A 14,522-nucleotide genomic window follows, 5' to 3' on the forward strand; every position below is an offset into this window, starting at 1 on the left:
CCTATGGTCGACAAGATCACCTTATGGGCCGCGCGAGCCGCGCTTGCCATCTGGCTGGGGGCGGTCGCCGCCGCCGGGTACCCCACCTGGGAGTGGTGGCGGTTCGAGTCGGAACCAGGCGGGACCTTTTCAGGGTTCGATTGTGTCGGCCGCTGGGGCCACTCCTCATGGGTGGACTGGCTTCTGACACCGGCACGGACGGACATCGGGGCGATCCTGAGCGTCTCTGAGATGTGGGCGGTTCCCGCGCTGCTGGTCGTCGGGGCGTTCCTCGCCGGTCGCGGCTGCGGCGGTCCACGCGTGGCGGGGCGACGAGGGGCCGCCGCGCTCGCCCTCATGGCCGTCGCCCGGCCGCTCGCGTGGGATTACTTCGACAGCGAGGCGTGTACCTCGGTGCCCTTGCTCAGCCGGGCCTGGTTCGCCGAGGTGGTCTGCGGCTGGGGAAACACGGAGACGGCCTTGCTGGTGGCCGCCCTGCTGGTGCTGCTCGCGTCGACGCTCACACCACGTGGTCCGCGAGCGCCGCTCCCGCGCGCGGCCGTGACCACGTCGAGTGGACAGGGCATATCGAGCGGGCCGGATAAGTCGTATCCCGACTTTTCGGGGATGTTCGCCACGTCCATGGTGTCCGTCGCCGGCATTCCCGCGCCCAGGTCGCCCGTGCCGTACGAGCACAGGGGAATGGTCTGGCGGCGGTCGGTGGCGCTCCTGATCGACTATCTGATCGTCGTCCACATCCTGGGGGCCGCCCTCGGGGGGTTGCTGTCCATGATCCCCGGTGCTTCCGAGCCCGGCCTGGAGTACGGGGTGTTCAACCGGGTCGCCTCGTGGACGCTCGACTTCGAGCCGCGTTCGCACGCGATCATGCTGGCGATCTTCCTCTATTTCTGGTCGCAGTATGTGCTGTGGGGGCGGACGCTGGGACAGCGGCTGCTCGGCCTGCGGGTCGTCCCCGCGGGCCCCATGATCACAAGGCGCGTCATGGACGTGCTCGCGGGTTCGACCGCCGACCCGGCGGACACCACGCCGGTCGCGGCAGGTGCGGTGCCGGGGCAGGAGGGGGGACGGCGTCCACACGGACTGCGGGGGAGGCGGGCGGCGCTGCGCACGCTGGTCTTCCCGGTCGTCACTCTGCTGCCCGAGGTCGGGTGGGTCGTTCTGATCGCGGACGCCCTTGTGGCGTTGCTCGCTCCGGACGGCCGCGCCCTCCACGACCTCGCGGCGGGCACCGCCGTCGTACACGATCGGCGCTCGACGCCCGGACGCCTTGCTTCGCCATCCGTCCCTGATCGTCGGTGACGACGGCCCGTACGGCGGGGTGTTCTGCCGTACGGACCGGGAGTCGCTGACCGAGGTCAGCCGACGGTGCAGGTGACGGCGGGCGCGCTGTTGCCGCCGCTCCAGGAGCCGAGGAAGCCGAACGACGCGGTGGCGTTCGGTGCCAGGGAGCCGTTCCAGTTCACGTTCTTGGCGGTCACGTCCGCTCCGCTCTGGGTGACCGTGCCGTTCCAGCTCTGGGTGATCTGCTGACCGCCGGTGAACGTCCACTTCACGGTCCATCCGTTGATCGCGGCGGATCCGGAGTTCTTCACCGTGACGTCACCCTGGAAGCCGCCCGTCCACTGGTTCGTGATCGTGTAGGTCGCCGCGCAGCCCCCACTGCCCGTCGGCGTCACCGTGGGGCTGGCGCTCGGGCTCGCACTGGGACTCGGGCTCGCGCTGGGGCTCGGGCTGGGGGTGGTGCCCGAGAGCAGGGCGGCCAGCGCCGGGTACCAGCGGTCGCTCATCTTCTGGTCGCCCGAACTGTTGGGATGCACGCCGTCATAGGTGTCGGCGCTCGTGCTGAACCCGGTCCACTGGTCCACCACGACGATGGGGGACTGCGCGGTCGTCTTCCCCGCCGCCCAGCCGGGGATCGCGTTGTTCAGCGCGACGGCTCGGGCGCCGCACTCCGAGCAGGTGCTCGGGTTCATTGGAATGATCTTCGCGACGAGGATCTTCATGTTCGGGTTGCTCGCCCGCATCTGGTCCACGAGCTTGCTGTACGCGGCGAGGATCGTGTCGGTGGGGCGGTTGTTCCAGACGTCGTTCGTGCCGAAATGCATCAGCACGATGTCCGGCTGGGTCGCGGAGAGCCAGCCGGGAAGCTGGTTCTGGTCGGCGACGTTCGTGACGAGGGCGCCACCGTGGCCCTCGTTGTCCCCGTCGTACGGCAGCGAGCACCCCTGAGGGCCGAGCGTGCCGACGAAGTCGATCGATGTGTAGCCGCTGTTCTGCAATCGGTTCCACAGGATCGATCTCCAGCAGCCGGGGGATCCGGTGATCGAGTCACCCAGCGGCATGATCCGGAGCGTGGCCGCCTCGGCGGGCCCGGCGATCAAAAAGCCGATCAGCAGGACGAGGGCGGTGAGCAGGGCACTCTTCTTCGGCATCTTCGGCATCTTCGGCATCGCGAACTCCCGTCGTCGGTCGGGCGCGATGGTAGGAAACCTGTGCGGATCCGCCCAGGGCCCGCTCCCGTCGCAGGCGACCGACCTGCGGCTTCCTTACGGGTGGTGTGTACGTTTCATCGGACGTGCTCAGGCCGCGGCTCTCGACCTCGTGTCTGATCTGCCGGGTTCCGGCCTCCTCGACGCACCTCGTCCATTTCATGTTCCTCGCGCCCCGGTACGCGGGCGCGCCGAGCCCCGGAACCCCGAAGACCGGATGCACAAGAGGCGCCTGAGAACGGGACGTAAGCGGCGCTGAGAACGGGACGAGAGAGCCCCAGAGGGCGTACGGGGCTCCGCAGCGCGGTGGGACGCCGCTGGGCGGGACCGCCGCCTATGAGCATCGCCGCCGACCTAATATGCTGGCGCAACGTCAGTTTCATATCCCAGAGGGAGAACTTTGCGATGTACAAGGAATTCGCCGGCGAGGTCGTGATGTGGCTGATCCCCGTCGTCGTCCTTCTGGGACTCGCCGTCCTGATCACCACGACGGCCTGACGCCAAGCGTCCAGCACTACCGGCAGTACCAGCAGTACGCCCCGAAGCAACGGGGCGGCACCCGACGAGGAGGCCGGACCATCGAGGTCCGGCCTTTTCGCTGCCCGAGTCCGGGGCGTCAAGCCGATCGGGGACGAGGTCAGCGGCCCAGCTCGGCGATCAGCTTCCGGTACGCCGCGAAGGCCGGCTTCGGCGCGTAGTCGTCGGTCATGAGACCGAATCGGTGGAACAGGCCCGGCACGGAGCTGTCGGCGTCCCGCAGCGCGAAGTGGACGTAGCCGCCGATGTTGACCGCGGCACGGCAACCGTCGACCGCCCGGATGATCGTCTCCACCACCCACGCCTGCTGCTCCGCCGTACGCCCGGGTCCGGTGGGCCAGCCGTTCTCGGTGATGTACAGCGGCACCGCCGGATCGATGCCCGCCGGGGTGAGGCGCTCGGCGCGGTGCAGCGCGAGCAGGCCCGTGACGGTGTCGTGCAACCGGTCGGGGGAGACGGGCATGAAGACGTCCGGGAAGAAGTCCAGACCCACATAGTCGAGAGCGTCCGCGAACGCCTGCCCGCCCTCCTCGACGAGCGAGGCGACGAAGCCGGCGGCCGGGCCGAACAGCGGGGTCGTGTTGAATCCGATCTTCAGATGGTCGAAGCCCTGCCGCCGAGCCTCGTCCTTTGCCGCGAGCACGCCCTCCACCACGGCTCGGCGGATGTTCGGGTAGTAGCCGTCCAGCGTGGGATTGCCCTCCACGTTGGGCTCCTCGGTCACCTGCAGGGTCATGGCACGGTGTCCGTGGCGACGGACGAGGTCCCGGACGAAAGCGGTGAACCCGGCGACGTCGCCGCTCCGCGACTGGAACTGGGCGACCAGGTCCAGGGCGCGCCCCTCGCCGGCGTAACGCTCGACCCGCTCAGGCGTCCGCACATGGGTGCGCGGGTCGTCGGGGTCGGTGAATCCGAGGTAGCCGCGCACCAGGAAAGGCCGCTCACCGGACTGCAGCGACCTGAGCGCGTCGAGGATCCGCTCCGGATCGTCCGCCGGCCCCGTGGCCAGCCCTCCCGTGTCGTCGCCGGTGATCCCGCCGGGGTAGACGCCGAAGATCAGCGCGTCGGGCATGTCGGAGGTCGAGGTCATGATCGGTTCCTTTCGTCGTGCCGGGATGGGACGGCCCCGCCGGTCGGCTCACCGCCGGCGGGCCAGGGCAGGGTTCCGGAGGAGACCTCGTCGGCGATGGCGTTCACCCAGCCCAGCTCGGCGCGCGCCATGTGCAACGCGTACTCGGCCTCGATGACGTGCAGGCGCGGCACGCCGCCGGACGCCAGCGCCTCCCGCAGGGTCCGCTCGTCGTCGGCGATGGCCGCGCGGAGCCGACCCGCCCGCTCGCGCAGCGCCTCCGCCGCACCCTCCTGGCCCAGCGCGCCGAGGTAGGCGACGGCGGTGAGGAAGACCGGGTACTCGCGCCGGGGATTGCGGATCTGCTCGTCAAGCCGCGCGACGAACGCGGCGCGGCCCTCCCCGGTCAGCGCGTAGACGGTGCGGGCCGGCCGGTTCCCCTCCCGCACCCGGGCGCTCGGCGTGATCCACCCCTGTCCTTCCAATGCGGCCACCACGTCGTACAGCGAGCCGCGGTTGATCCGGACGCTGGCGTCCTTGCCGCGCTCGCGCAGCACGGCGGCCATCTCGTAGGGATGCATGGGCCGCTCCATCAGCAGACCCATCAGGGCCACGGCCAAGGGATTGTCCGCGCTGCGTGCCATAGTCGCCTCCTGATATCAGAAACCGACTATATACCTGTGACGGCCGACTGGGCCTCCGGCCGACCCGGAGCCTCGCCGAACGTCCCCGCCATCCCGCCGTCCCCGGCGCCGTCCCTGCCTCCACCGTTCGGGCTGTCTCGCATGGCATCTGGATTTCCGCTGTTTAGGGGCGTAACGGGGACAAAACCCCGCGATCTCTGCATGTCGCCCATGTGTTCACAAAAGTGCCATGCTTGTTGACCTTGATTCGGGAGAGTTGATCATGTGATACTGCGCGCAGGGTGTCAGTGATGCGAGGGGGAATCGCATTGCCGGCGCGGCAGTAGGGGCGAGGGAAAGCGGAGGTACGAACGGGGCTGGGGAACGTCATAACGGCCTATTCGATACCGACCCACGTCAAACGCAACGGTGGCGCGTGACGTAATGCCCTCAGGGCGCCTCGACTGTCCTTTGCCGGCCAGTTGGCGGCTGCGGGTGTTGTGTGCACCGCACGTGAATTCCTGCTGGGAGAACGTCGAAATGTCAACAGAAGTCGTCGCACCTGCCCCCGAGGCGAGGACTGTGCCCTTCTACCGCACCCTGACCCGGTACGCCCGTGACCCCGTCCGGGCCTTCGAGGAGGCGGGAAAGCAGGCCAACGGCGAACTCGTCCGCCTCAACATGGGCCCCTTCAAGCCCTATCTGGTGACGCATCCCGATCACGTCCAGCACGTCCTGCGCATCAACTGGTCGAACTATGTGCGCGAGGGCATGTTCTGGGATCCGTTGAAACCCCTGCTCGGTGACGGCATCCTCTCGGACGGGACGGGCTGGCAAGAAAGCCGGAAGATCCTCCAGCCGCTGTTCACCGCCAAGTACGTGGACTCGCTCACGGAACGCATGGCGGAGATTCTCACGGAGCAGATCCAGGAGACGATCCGCCCCGGAGAGCGCTTCAACGTCGTCACCGCGGTGTCCCAGATCGTGCACCCGACGATCGTCCGGCTCTTCTTCGGCGACAAGATCTCCCGCGATGACATCGCCCAGCTGGTCCCCGCGTACGACACCGCCGTCACCTCCAAGGCGATCCGGCTGGTCCTGCCGTTCGTCCCCGGCAAGGTTCCACTGCCCGGTGACAAGGCGTTCGAGCGCTCCGTGAAGACGATCAACGAAGTCGCGTACGCCCGGATCAGCGAGATCCGCAGCAGGGCCAATGATGATCGCGACGTCGTCTCGTTCGTCTGCCGGGCTCGGAACCACGAGATCGGTGAGATCGGCGCGAAGAAGATCCGTGACGACATCGTCGCCATGCACGGCGCTTCCACGGAGACCTCGGCGACGGCGCTCACGTGGGTGTGGGTGGCGCTCGACGCCTACCCCGACGTCGCCGCGCGTGTCTACGAGGAGATCGACCGCGTGGTCGGGGGCGACCCGATCAGCCCGGCGCACCTGCCGGAGCTGCGGTACCTCCGGATGTTCATCAACGAGCTTCTCCGTCTCTACCCGGCGGGCTGGCTCCTGCCGCGCATGGCGGTGAAGGACGACGTCATCGGTGGGGTCAAGATCAAGGCCGGTTCGACAGTGATGATCAGCTCCTACCTGACGCACCGGCTGCCGGAGTTCTGGGATCGCCCGCTCGTATTCGACCCGGAGCGGTTCGCCCCGGAGAACGAGGAGCGGCGGAACCGGTACGCGTACTTCCCCTTCGGCGGTGGGCCGCACCAGTGCCTCGGGCAGCACCTGTTCATGATGGAGGCCCTGCTTCTCGTCGGGGGCATCCTGAGCAGGTTCCGGCCGGTCGTCCACACGTCGGTGCCGGTCACGCCACGGCTGGCCTCGTCCCTGCGGCCGAACCAGAACTTCGAGATGACCCTCGTACCGGTCGAGCGCGCCTGATCATGCACGGGCACCACTCCAGCACGACGAAGAGTACGAGCATGTCCGCGGAACGGTTCGCGGCCGCCTCCGACATGGGGAGGATCGCCGCGCTCGCCGCGGCGGCCGGGCGCGACCTCCGCAGGTGCGCGGAGTCCTATGACGGCCTGTTCGGCGGGAAACCTTTCGACCCCGGCTTCTTCGGCTCCCTGTCCCTCGTGGGTGCGTTCGGGTCGCCCTGGGCGACGGTGGACGAGTTGCGGATCGTCAACCGGGCCGCGCTGTGGGTCTTCGCCGTCGACTGGCGGATCGACGTGACGGCGACGTCCGCGCAGGACGTCGATCTGATCGTCGGTGACTGCCTGACGGCGGTGGACGGTACGACGGAGCCCGCCACCCCGCTCACCCGGTTCCTCGTCGACATCAGGGACGAGCTCGCGTCCGTGTCCGCCTTCGGGACCGCGCGCCCCATGTGGCGGGCGCAACTCGAACGGATGCTGACCGCCATGGCCCGCGAATGGCGCTGGAACGACGCCCGCGAGAGCGCCGGTGACAAGGAGGAGGGTGCGTCCGGCCCTGGAGGAGGCCGGGTCCTGCCGGACCTGGAGGAGTATCTGGCCAACGCCGACGGCACCGGGTCCTCCTTCGTCAACGTCTCCCACTGGATCTTCACCGGTGATCCACGGACGGTGGGCCTCCTCGACGAGCTCATGGTGGTCGGCGCGGAGGTCCAGCGGTACCTCCGGCTGCTCAACGACCTCGCCACCTACCGCAGGGACGTCGGCTGGGGCGATGTGAACGTGCTGATGCTCGGCGTCGGCCGTACCGAGGTGTCGGAACGGATGTCAGTGCTCGCGGACCGTGCCGGAGAACTGCTCGAACCGCTGCGGGACGCGTGCCCGCGGGCGGTCGCCTATCTGGAATGCCAGGTCGGGTTCAACACGGGGTTCTACGGCGGCGCGGACTATTGGGGCGAGATGTGAGCATTGGCGATCTGGTTGTTCCGGAAAGCGCGGAGGCCGTCGTCGCCGCCGCCGACGAGTTGGTCGCCGGGCTGATGGCCCGGCCCTGGGGACAGGTCTCCCCGTCGGTGTACGAGACCGGCCGCCTGGTGACGCTGGCTCCCTGGCTGGCGGGCCACGCCGAGCGGATCGACTTCCTGGTCCGGACCCAGCATCCGGACGGCACCTGGGGCGCGCCGGACGGGTACGGGCTGGTCCCCACCCTCAGCGCGACCGAGGCGCTGCTGTCCGCGCTGTCGCGCGGCGACACGGGCTCCCGGCCCGAGACGGCGGCCGAGGTGGCCGGCGCGGCGGACCGCGGGTTGCGCGCGCTGTCCGCCTGGCTCGGTGGCGCGTCCTCCCCGGTCGACCACCCACGCTCCTGCCCGACCGGTACGTCCGTGGACGTGGCCGCCCTGCCGGACATGCCGGCTCTGGACATGATCGTTCCGTCCCTGGTCGTGGCGATCAACGAGCACCTGGACGCGCTGGACCGCACTCCCGGAGCCGCCGTCGACGCCGCCGGGCGGCGGCTCGGCATGCCGCCCGGCATGAGCACGGACCGGCTCGCGATGGTCCGGGCGCTGGTCGCCTCGGGTGCCGACCTGCCGGAGAAGCTGGTGCACGCCCTGGAGATCGCGGGTGGCGTGGCGAGCGGGGCGACGGCGGTCCGGCCCACCTCGATCGGGACGATCGGCGCCTCACCGGCCGCCACCGCCGCGTGGCTGGGCGACCGCGGCCTGCTCGATCCCACCGATCGTTCGTTGCGGCACCTGGAGGCGGTCGCGCGACGGCACGGCGGGCCGGTGCCGGTCGGGCTGCCGATCACCGTGTTCGAGCGCGCCTGGGTGCTCAGCTGGCTGGCCCGCGCGGGCATTCCCCTCGACGTGCCGCCGGAGATGCCCGCGGACATCAGGGCGGCGATCGGCCCGTCGGGAACCCCGGCGGGTCCGGGCCTGCCGCCCGACGCCGACACGACGTCCGTCGCGCTGTACGCGCTGGCGCTGCTGGGCGTGCCGTGCGAGCCCGCCGGTCTGTGGGCGTTCGAGACGGACACGCATTTCTGCACCTGGCCGGGCGAGGACGGGTTCTCGGTCAGCGTCAACGCCCACGTGCTCGACGCCTTCGGCCAGTACGCGGTCGCCCGCCCGGATGACGCGGCCCGTTACCTTCCGTACGTGCGGAAGCTGGCGGTTCTGGTGCGCGACCACCAGCGGCCGGACGGGAGCTGGGACGACCGGTGGCACGCCTCGCCGTACTACGCGACGGCGTGTTGCACGCTCGCGCTGGCCGACTTCGGCGGTGAGGAGGGGGCGGACGCCGTACGGCGGGCCGTGCGGTGGGTCCTGTCCACCCAGCGGCCGGACGGATCCTGGGGCAGGTGGGAGGGGACGGCGGAGGAGACGGCCTACGCCATGCAGATCCTCCTGCTCACCCGGCACCACCAGGCGGCGGGGGCACGCGATGCCGAGGCGACCGAGGCCGGAGTGACCGGGGCCGAGGTGACCGAGGCGGCGGCCCGCGGCTACGCCTTCCTGCTGGAACCCGCAGGTCAGGCGGAGGACCCGCCGCTCTGGCACGACAAGGATCTCTACCTGCCGGAGGCCATCGTGCGCGCGGCCGTCCTGGCGGCGCTGCACCTCGCCAGGACCGATCCGGTTGTTATGGAGTGGTACGGACAGTTATGATCTTGGCGACCCGCTCACAGGTGACAAATGCAAATATATTCGGACATTGAGTCGGTAAATGCATAGTCGCCTTGAGGGGATTTAATGCCTTTTGCTAAGGTACCCCGGGTGCGGCGCGGCAATTATGCCGTGTTGCTGTCGCGGCATCAATAGGTGGCATTCGTTAATTGCCGGGAAACGTGCCGCGGGATTCTCTGACATTGCTGGACGGGTATCTATGCGCTTCCGCAATTCGCGTGTAAGGACCAAGGTCACGGCCTTGCTCGTGTCGCTCACCGCGCTGTGGGCGTTCGCCGCCTGGGTGACGCTGCGGGAGGGTGTGAACCTGCTCGGCGCGACCACGATCGACGGCAGCGTGGCCGAGCCGAGCGAGCCCCTGCTGCTCGAGTTGCAGCGCGAGCGGCGGCTCTCCGTCGCCCGGCTCGGCAACTCCACGGCGTACTCCCGCCAGGAGTTGCAGGACCAGCGGGCCCGCACTGACAAGGCCCGGGCGGAGTTCGAGCGCTCCGCCGACAGCGACAGCGTCAAGTTCGCCGCGAGCGATGCGCTGCAGGAACGCATCCGGGCCACCTTCCTGCAGCTCGACGGCTTGAGCGCCACACGCAAGTCCATCGACGCGGGACGGTTCGGCCGTGAGCAGGCCGAGTCGGCGTACAACGAGGTCGCGGACTCCTTCGCCGAGATGTACGAGTCGGTGGCGTCACTCGACGACGAGGACATCGCGAAGGACGGGCGCCTCCTCGGCACGATGACCCAGGGCCGGGAGATGCTCGCCCGCGAGGACGCGCTGCTCGCCGGAGTCTTCGCGGCGGGACGGTTCACCGAGGCGGATCACGCCCGGTTCGTGACTCTCGTCGGCGCACAGCGCTACATCTTCGATCACACCGCGAGTGGCCTCCGAGACGAGGACCGCGCCGCCTACGAGGCGTGGACCAAGAGCCGCGCGGTGGCCGCCATGCGCAACCTGGAAGACCTGCTGATCCAGGGCAGGCAGGTGGAGCGCCCGCTGACCATCAGCGACGCGCAGTGGCGCGCGGTGGCCGAGCCCGCCCTCGCGAACATCCAGAAGATGATCCTCGACGGTGGTGACCGGCTCGTCGAACGCGCGACGCCGATGGCGATCGGCGTCGTCCTCCGCCTGGTCCTCGCCGGACTCCTCGGTCTCTTCGCCGTCGTCGCGTCGATCATCCTGTCGATCACCACGGCCCGTGCCCTGGTCCAGCAGCTGGAGAAGCTCCGCGACGCGGCGCTCGAACTCGCCCACGAGCGGCTTCCCAGCGTCGTGTCCAGGCTCGGTCACGGCGAGAAGGTGGACGTCGCCCTGGAGGCGCCGCCCCTCCAGTTCGGCGGCGACGTCATCGGCCAGGTGGGCCAGGCGTTCAACACCGTCCAGGAGACCGCCATCCGGACCGCGGTCGAAGAGGCCGAGCTGCGGCAGAGCATCCGCGACATCCTGCTCAGCCTCGCCCGCCGTACGCAGTCGCTGGTCCACAGGCAGCTCACCCTCCTCGACGTCATGGAGCGGCGCGAGAACGACGAGGCCGAGCTGAGGGACCTGTTCCGCGTCGACCACCTGGCCACCCGAATGCGGCGCAACGCCGAGAACCTCATCGTCCTCTCCGGCGCGTCCCCCGCCCGCGCGTGGCGCCGCGCGGTCCCGATGGTCGACGTCGTACGCGGCGCGCTCGCCGAGGTCGAGGACTACACCCGGGTCACCGTGCTCCCCATGGGAGACGTCGAACTGACCGGACGCGCGGTCGGCGACGTCATCCACCTGCTCGCCGAGCTGATCGAGAACGCCGTCTCGTTCTCCCCGCCGTACACGATGGTCCAGGTGAGCGGGCAGCTCGTCGCCAACGGGTACGCCATCGAGATCGAGGACCGCGGCCTCGGCATGTCCGAGGAGGACCTGGCGGTGACCAACGAGCGGATCGCCGATCCGCCCGAGTTCAACCTGTCGAGCACGGCCCGCCTCGGCCTGTACGTGGTCAGCAAGCTGGCCGAGCGGCACGGCATCCGGGTGGTGCTGAAGAGCTCGCCGTACGGAGGGACGACCGCGATCGCCTTGCTTCCGCACGAGTTGATGGGCGACGGAGCCAACCCGCAGAGCCCGTCCGAGCCCGTGTCCGCCGAGCAGCTCGTCAACGACGGCGCCTTCGGCGCGGCGCGTGACGAGGCGCAGGGTCCCCCGTTCCCCATTTCGCGTATCGCGCTGGTGGGCGGGCGCGAGCCCTCCGTCCAGGCGGTGCGCACGATTCACGACTCCACCGTTTCCCCCGCTCCGGGGACGGTCACCGGGCCGGTCTCCGTGCCCGCCACCGGCCCCGTCCCGGGACCGCGGCCGGATCCGGCGTCGGCGCCGTACTCACACGAGCCGCAGGGACCGCCCCAGGATCTGCCGCCGGGCCCGCCCGCGGGATCGCCGCCCGAGCCGTCCTACACGCCGTCCGGCCTGCCGTTCCGCGTCCCCCAGGCGAGCATCGCCCCGGCGCTCCGTGACGACTCCCCGGTCGCCGCGGGCGAGGAGAACGACGACGACGATCGTTCCCCCGAGGAGATCCGCAAGATCATGGGCTCGTTCCAGAGCGGAACCCGGCGCGGCAGGTCCGAGGCGTCCAAGCTGGTCGGCGACGACACGGGCCCCTTCGACGATCGGCCGTCGGCGTGACCCCGCCGCCCACCCGCCGTTCACCCCGCCATAAGGAGATCTACCGGTGACGCAGAAGACCAGCGCTTCCGCCGACCTGGCCTGGTTGCTTGACGACCTGGTCGGGCGGGTGAGAGAAGCCGAACACGGCATCGTCCTGTCCACGGACGGATTGCTGATGGCGTCGTCGGAGGGGCTGAGCGTCGACGACGCCGAGCACCTGTCCGCGGTGGCCGCCGGGGTCCAGAGCCTCGCCCGCGGTGCCAGCGAGCGGTTCGGCGGCGGCACGGTACGCCAGACCATCATCGAGATGAAGTCGGCCTACCTGATCGTCAGCGTGGCCGGACCCGGCGCCTGCCTCGCCGTGCTGTGCTCGCAGGACGCCGACGTCGGTCTCGTGGCGTACGAGATGGCCATGCTCGTCGTCCGGGTCGGACAGTATCTGACCTCTCCCGCGCGAACCGCCGAACCTGCTGCCAGGAGTGAAGCACCGCGATGAACATGGAGCGAAGTCCCGGAGAATTCAACGAGGAATGGCTGCTCGACGAGCCGACCGTGCGCCCGTACGTGATGACGCGCGGCCGCACCGACGCGAGGGGCAAGTTCGACCTCGTGACGATCGCGGTGACCATTCGCTCCACCACCGGAGCGGAGGTCGGCCTCGACCCGGAACATCTCGTCATCGCCAGGCTGTGCCGGCGGCCCCTGTCCGTGGCGGAGATCGCCGCGCACATGGACCTGCCCGCCGGGATCGTACGCGTGCTCCTCGGTGACCTGCTCGAAAAGGGTTTCGTCGCCGTGCAGCAACCCCAACCGGAGATGGACGTGCTGGACGAGAGAACTTACAGGGCGGTGCTCGATGGCCTCCGGGCGCTCTGACGCGCCGAAGCTGCCCAAGGCGATCAAACTGCTGGTCGCGGGTGGTTTCGGGGTCGGCAAGACCACCATGGTGGGCGCGGTGTCGGAGATCCGGCCGTTGCGCACGGAGGAGACCCTCACCGACCGCAGCGTGGGCGTCGACGACCTGTCCGGCGTGGAGGCCAAGAACACCACCACCGTGGCGATGGACTTCGGACGCATCACCATCGGCGACGAGTTCATGCTCTACCTGTTCGGCACCCCGGGACAGGAGCGGTTCTGGTTCGTCTGGGACGAGCTGGCCCGCGGCGCCCTCGGCGCGGTGGTGCTGGCGGACACCCGCAGGCTCGCGGACTGCTTCCCTTCCGTGGACTACTTCGAGCGCCGCGGCACGCCGTTCGTGGTGGCGGTCAACTGCTTCGACGGCTCGCCGCAGTACGACCTGGACGAGGTGAAGCTCGCGCTGAACCTCGGGTCCGAGGTTCCGGTGCTGCTGTGCGACGCGCGCAGGCGCGAGTCCGGCAAGGAAGTGCTGATCGCCCTGATCAAGCACGCGTACGGCAGGCGGCCGGCGGCGGTCAAGGAGACGTCGGCCACCTGACCGCGCCCGTCGCGGTGGCGTGCCCGACACGGTCACCGTCCGTGACATGACGTGATCAGGCAGGTAGGAACGCGGCATGACCACGCCGCGGCTCACCCTGTTCGCCGTCATCCTCACCTTCGGTACGGGAGCGGTGGACGCGGCGGCCTACATCCGGCTCGGCGGGGTCTTCAGCAGCGTGATGACCGGGAACCTGGTCCTGGCCGGATACGCCATCAGCAGCACGACGCTCAGCATGGCCCTCCACACGGCGGTCGCGTTCGCGGGATACATCATGGGCACCGCGCTGGGCACGCGCATCGCGGGCCACCCCCGACCGGACGAACCGATCTGGCCGGCCAGGGTCACCACGACCCTGGCGGTCGAACTGGTCGTCATCGCGTGCTTCAGTGTCGGCTGGGAGATGACCGGAGGTAACCCCGCGATCTTCGCCGAGCACGTCCTGCTCGCGCTCTCGGCGCTGGCCATGGGCATGCAGAGCGCGGCGATGCGCGGCCTCGGCGGGCACGCCGCCCTGTCCACGACGTACCTGACCGGGACCCTGACCGGGGTCGTCGCCGCCCTGCTCACGCCGCGGGACGGCACGCGCTTCGACCTGCGCGGCATGGCCATGCTGGCCGCACTCACCGGCGGCGCCGCCTGCGGGGCCACGCTCATCGCCGTCGCCCCCTCTCTCTTCCCCGCGATCCCCCTCAGCACGCTCGCGCTGGTCGTCGTGGCCGCCCGGATCACCTGGCCGACGGGCGCCGGCGCCGGGTGAATCCGCCCTGGCACGGGGGCGCGGCCGGAGGAAGAATCGTAGGGAGAACCCATGCGATGGTTGGAGGTCATCGTGCCAGAGGGACCGGAGAGCGGACAGCCGCCCGAGATCGTGGTGCGCGAGCCCGCACAGGACGCGCACGAGTACACCGTCGACCGGGTCAGGGACGTGACCCGCGAAGGCAAGATCGTGCTGGAGACCGGCGCCAAGGGAGTGGACACCGCGTTCCGGCAACTCTTCCCCACGACGTACGACCTCGTGCTCGATCACCCCGAGACCACGAAGACCTCCGAGGACGAGTAGCCCCGAACGGGCGGTTCGCTCCGTGTTTGCCTCGGGCGGGACAGGGCACCGAGAGCCTGAGAGTCCCGCCC

The 14,522-nt window shown here is 69.7% G+C and carries 13 protein-coding genes; 10 read left to right on the top strand and 3 right to left on the bottom strand.

The features are described 5' to 3' along the window. Positions 1–3: 3 nt before the first annotated feature. Positions 4–1,299 (top strand): RDD family protein, encoded by a 1,296-nt coding sequence (locus tag AB0I59_RS09480; protein WP_358131692.1) that lies wholly within the window; start codon positions 4–6, stop codon positions 1,297–1,299. 56 nt (positions 1,300–1,355) lie between these two features. Here AB0I59_RS09480 and AB0I59_RS09485 read toward each other — a convergent pair whose 3' ends face one another. The 3 genes from AB0I59_RS09485 to AB0I59_RS09495 all read right to left on the bottom strand — a co-directional run bounded on the left by AB0I59_RS09485 (position 1,356) and on the right by AB0I59_RS09495 (position 4,739). Beyond that, on the bottom strand, positions 1,356–2,450 hold the full coding sequence (locus AB0I59_RS09485; RefSeq protein ID WP_358131694.1) for a cellulose binding domain-containing protein: 1,095 nt from the start codon (positions 2,448–2,450) through the stop codon (positions 1,356–1,358). Between the two features lie 676 nt (positions 2,451–3,126). After that, positions 3,127–4,116, bottom strand: a complete 990-nt coding sequence (locus AB0I59_RS09490) for a glycoside hydrolase family protein (RefSeq protein ID WP_358131696.1) — start codon at positions 4,114–4,116, stop codon at positions 3,127–3,129. Next, positions 4,113–4,739 carry a PadR family transcriptional regulator gene (locus tag AB0I59_RS09495; RefSeq protein WP_061260880.1) on the bottom strand — a complete coding sequence of 209 codons (627 nt, stop codon included), beginning with the start codon at positions 4,737–4,739 and terminating at the stop codon, positions 4,113–4,115. The genes AB0I59_RS09490 and AB0I59_RS09495 overlap by 4 nt, the downstream gene beginning before the upstream one ends. A gap of 519 nt (positions 4,740–5,258) precedes the next feature. Between AB0I59_RS09495 and AB0I59_RS09500 the strand changes: the two genes are divergently transcribed. From AB0I59_RS09500 to AB0I59_RS09540, 9 genes are all read left to right on the top strand, one after another. Then, the gene (locus AB0I59_RS09500) at positions 5,259–6,614 is read left to right on the top strand and encodes a cytochrome P450 (protein WP_358131699.1); all 1,356 of its coding nucleotides are present in this window, start codon (positions 5,259–5,261) and stop codon (positions 6,612–6,614) included. A gap of 41 nt (positions 6,615–6,655) precedes the next feature. Beyond that, the gene (locus AB0I59_RS09505) at positions 6,656–7,576 is read left to right on the top strand and encodes a terpene synthase family protein (protein WP_358131701.1); all 921 of its coding nucleotides are present in this window, start codon (positions 6,656–6,658) and stop codon (positions 7,574–7,576) included. Beyond that, positions 7,573–9,282 (top strand): prenyltransferase/squalene oxidase repeat-containing protein, encoded by a 1,710-nt coding sequence (locus tag AB0I59_RS09510; RefSeq protein WP_358131703.1) that lies wholly within the window; start codon positions 7,573–7,575, stop codon positions 9,280–9,282. Before AB0I59_RS09505 ends, AB0I59_RS09510 begins: the two co-directional genes overlap by 4 nt. Before the next feature lie 265 nt (positions 9,283–9,547). Then, positions 9,548–11,950 (top strand): sensor histidine kinase, encoded by a 2,403-nt coding sequence (locus AB0I59_RS09515; protein ID WP_358132039.1) that lies wholly within the window; start codon positions 9,548–9,550, stop codon positions 11,948–11,950. A 46-nt stretch (positions 11,951–11,996) separates the two neighbouring features. After that, positions 11,997–12,428: a roadblock/LC7 domain-containing protein gene (locus tag AB0I59_RS09520; RefSeq protein ID WP_061260888.1), complete on the top strand. Its 432-nt coding sequence runs from the start codon at positions 11,997–11,999 to the stop codon at positions 12,426–12,428. Next, entirely contained in the window at positions 12,425–12,808 is a 384-nt protein-coding gene (locus AB0I59_RS09525) for a DUF742 domain-containing protein (protein ID WP_063818989.1), read from the top strand. The genes AB0I59_RS09520 and AB0I59_RS09525 overlap by 4 nt, the downstream gene beginning before the upstream one ends. Next, positions 12,789–13,388 carry a GTP-binding protein gene (locus tag AB0I59_RS09530; RefSeq protein ID WP_061260891.1) on the top strand — a complete coding sequence of 200 codons (600 nt, stop codon included), beginning with the start codon at positions 12,789–12,791 and terminating at the stop codon, positions 13,386–13,388. The genes AB0I59_RS09525 and AB0I59_RS09530 overlap by 20 nt, the downstream gene beginning before the upstream one ends. A gap of 76 nt (positions 13,389–13,464) precedes the next feature. Next, on the top strand, positions 13,465–14,148 hold the full coding sequence (locus tag AB0I59_RS09535) for a YoaK family protein (protein WP_358131706.1): 684 nt from the start codon (positions 13,465–13,467) through the stop codon (positions 14,146–14,148). 51 nt (positions 14,149–14,199) lie between these two features. Continuing rightward, positions 14,200–14,451, top strand: a complete 252-nt coding sequence (locus AB0I59_RS09540) for a hypothetical protein (RefSeq protein WP_061260895.1) — start codon at positions 14,200–14,202, stop codon at positions 14,449–14,451. The last annotated feature ends 71 nt before the right edge of the window (positions 14,452–14,522 follow it).

The sequence above is a fragment of the Microtetraspora glauca genome (assembly GCF_040656155.1).
Classification (GTDB): domain Bacteria; phylum Actinomycetota; class Actinomycetes; order Streptosporangiales; family Streptosporangiaceae; genus Microtetraspora; species Microtetraspora glauca.

Excerpts from the sequence above, each read along its gene's own strand:
- AB0I59_RS09480 (WP_358131692.1), top strand. The coding sequence starts at position 4 with ATGGTCGACAAGATCACCTTATGGGCCGCGCGAGCCGCGCTTGCCATC.
- AB0I59_RS09485 (WP_358131694.1), bottom strand. The coding sequence starts at position 2,450 with ATGCCGAAGATGCCGAAGATGCCGAAGAAGAGTGCCCTGCTCACCGCC.
- AB0I59_RS09490 (WP_358131696.1), bottom strand. The coding sequence starts at position 4,116 with ATGACCTCGACCTCCGACATGCCCGACGCGCTGATCTTCGGCGTCTAC.
- AB0I59_RS09495 (WP_061260880.1), bottom strand. The coding sequence starts at position 4,739 with ATGGCACGCAGCGCGGACAATCCCTTGGCCGTGGCCCTGATGGGTCTG.
- AB0I59_RS09500 (WP_358131699.1), top strand. The coding sequence starts at position 5,259 with ATGTCAACAGAAGTCGTCGCACCTGCCCCCGAGGCGAGGACTGTGCCC.
- AB0I59_RS09505 (WP_358131701.1), top strand. The coding sequence starts at position 6,656 with ATGTCCGCGGAACGGTTCGCGGCCGCCTCCGACATGGGGAGGATCGCC.
- AB0I59_RS09525 (WP_063818989.1), top strand. The coding sequence starts at position 12,425 with ATGAACATGGAGCGAAGTCCCGGAGAATTCAACGAGGAATGGCTGCTC.
- AB0I59_RS09530 (WP_061260891.1), top strand. The coding sequence starts at position 12,789 with ATGGCCTCCGGGCGCTCTGACGCGCCGAAGCTGCCCAAGGCGATCAAA.
- AB0I59_RS09535 (WP_358131706.1), top strand. The coding sequence starts at position 13,465 with ATGACCACGCCGCGGCTCACCCTGTTCGCCGTCATCCTCACCTTCGGT.
- AB0I59_RS09540 (WP_061260895.1), top strand. The coding sequence starts at position 14,200 with ATGCGATGGTTGGAGGTCATCGTGCCAGAGGGACCGGAGAGCGGACAG.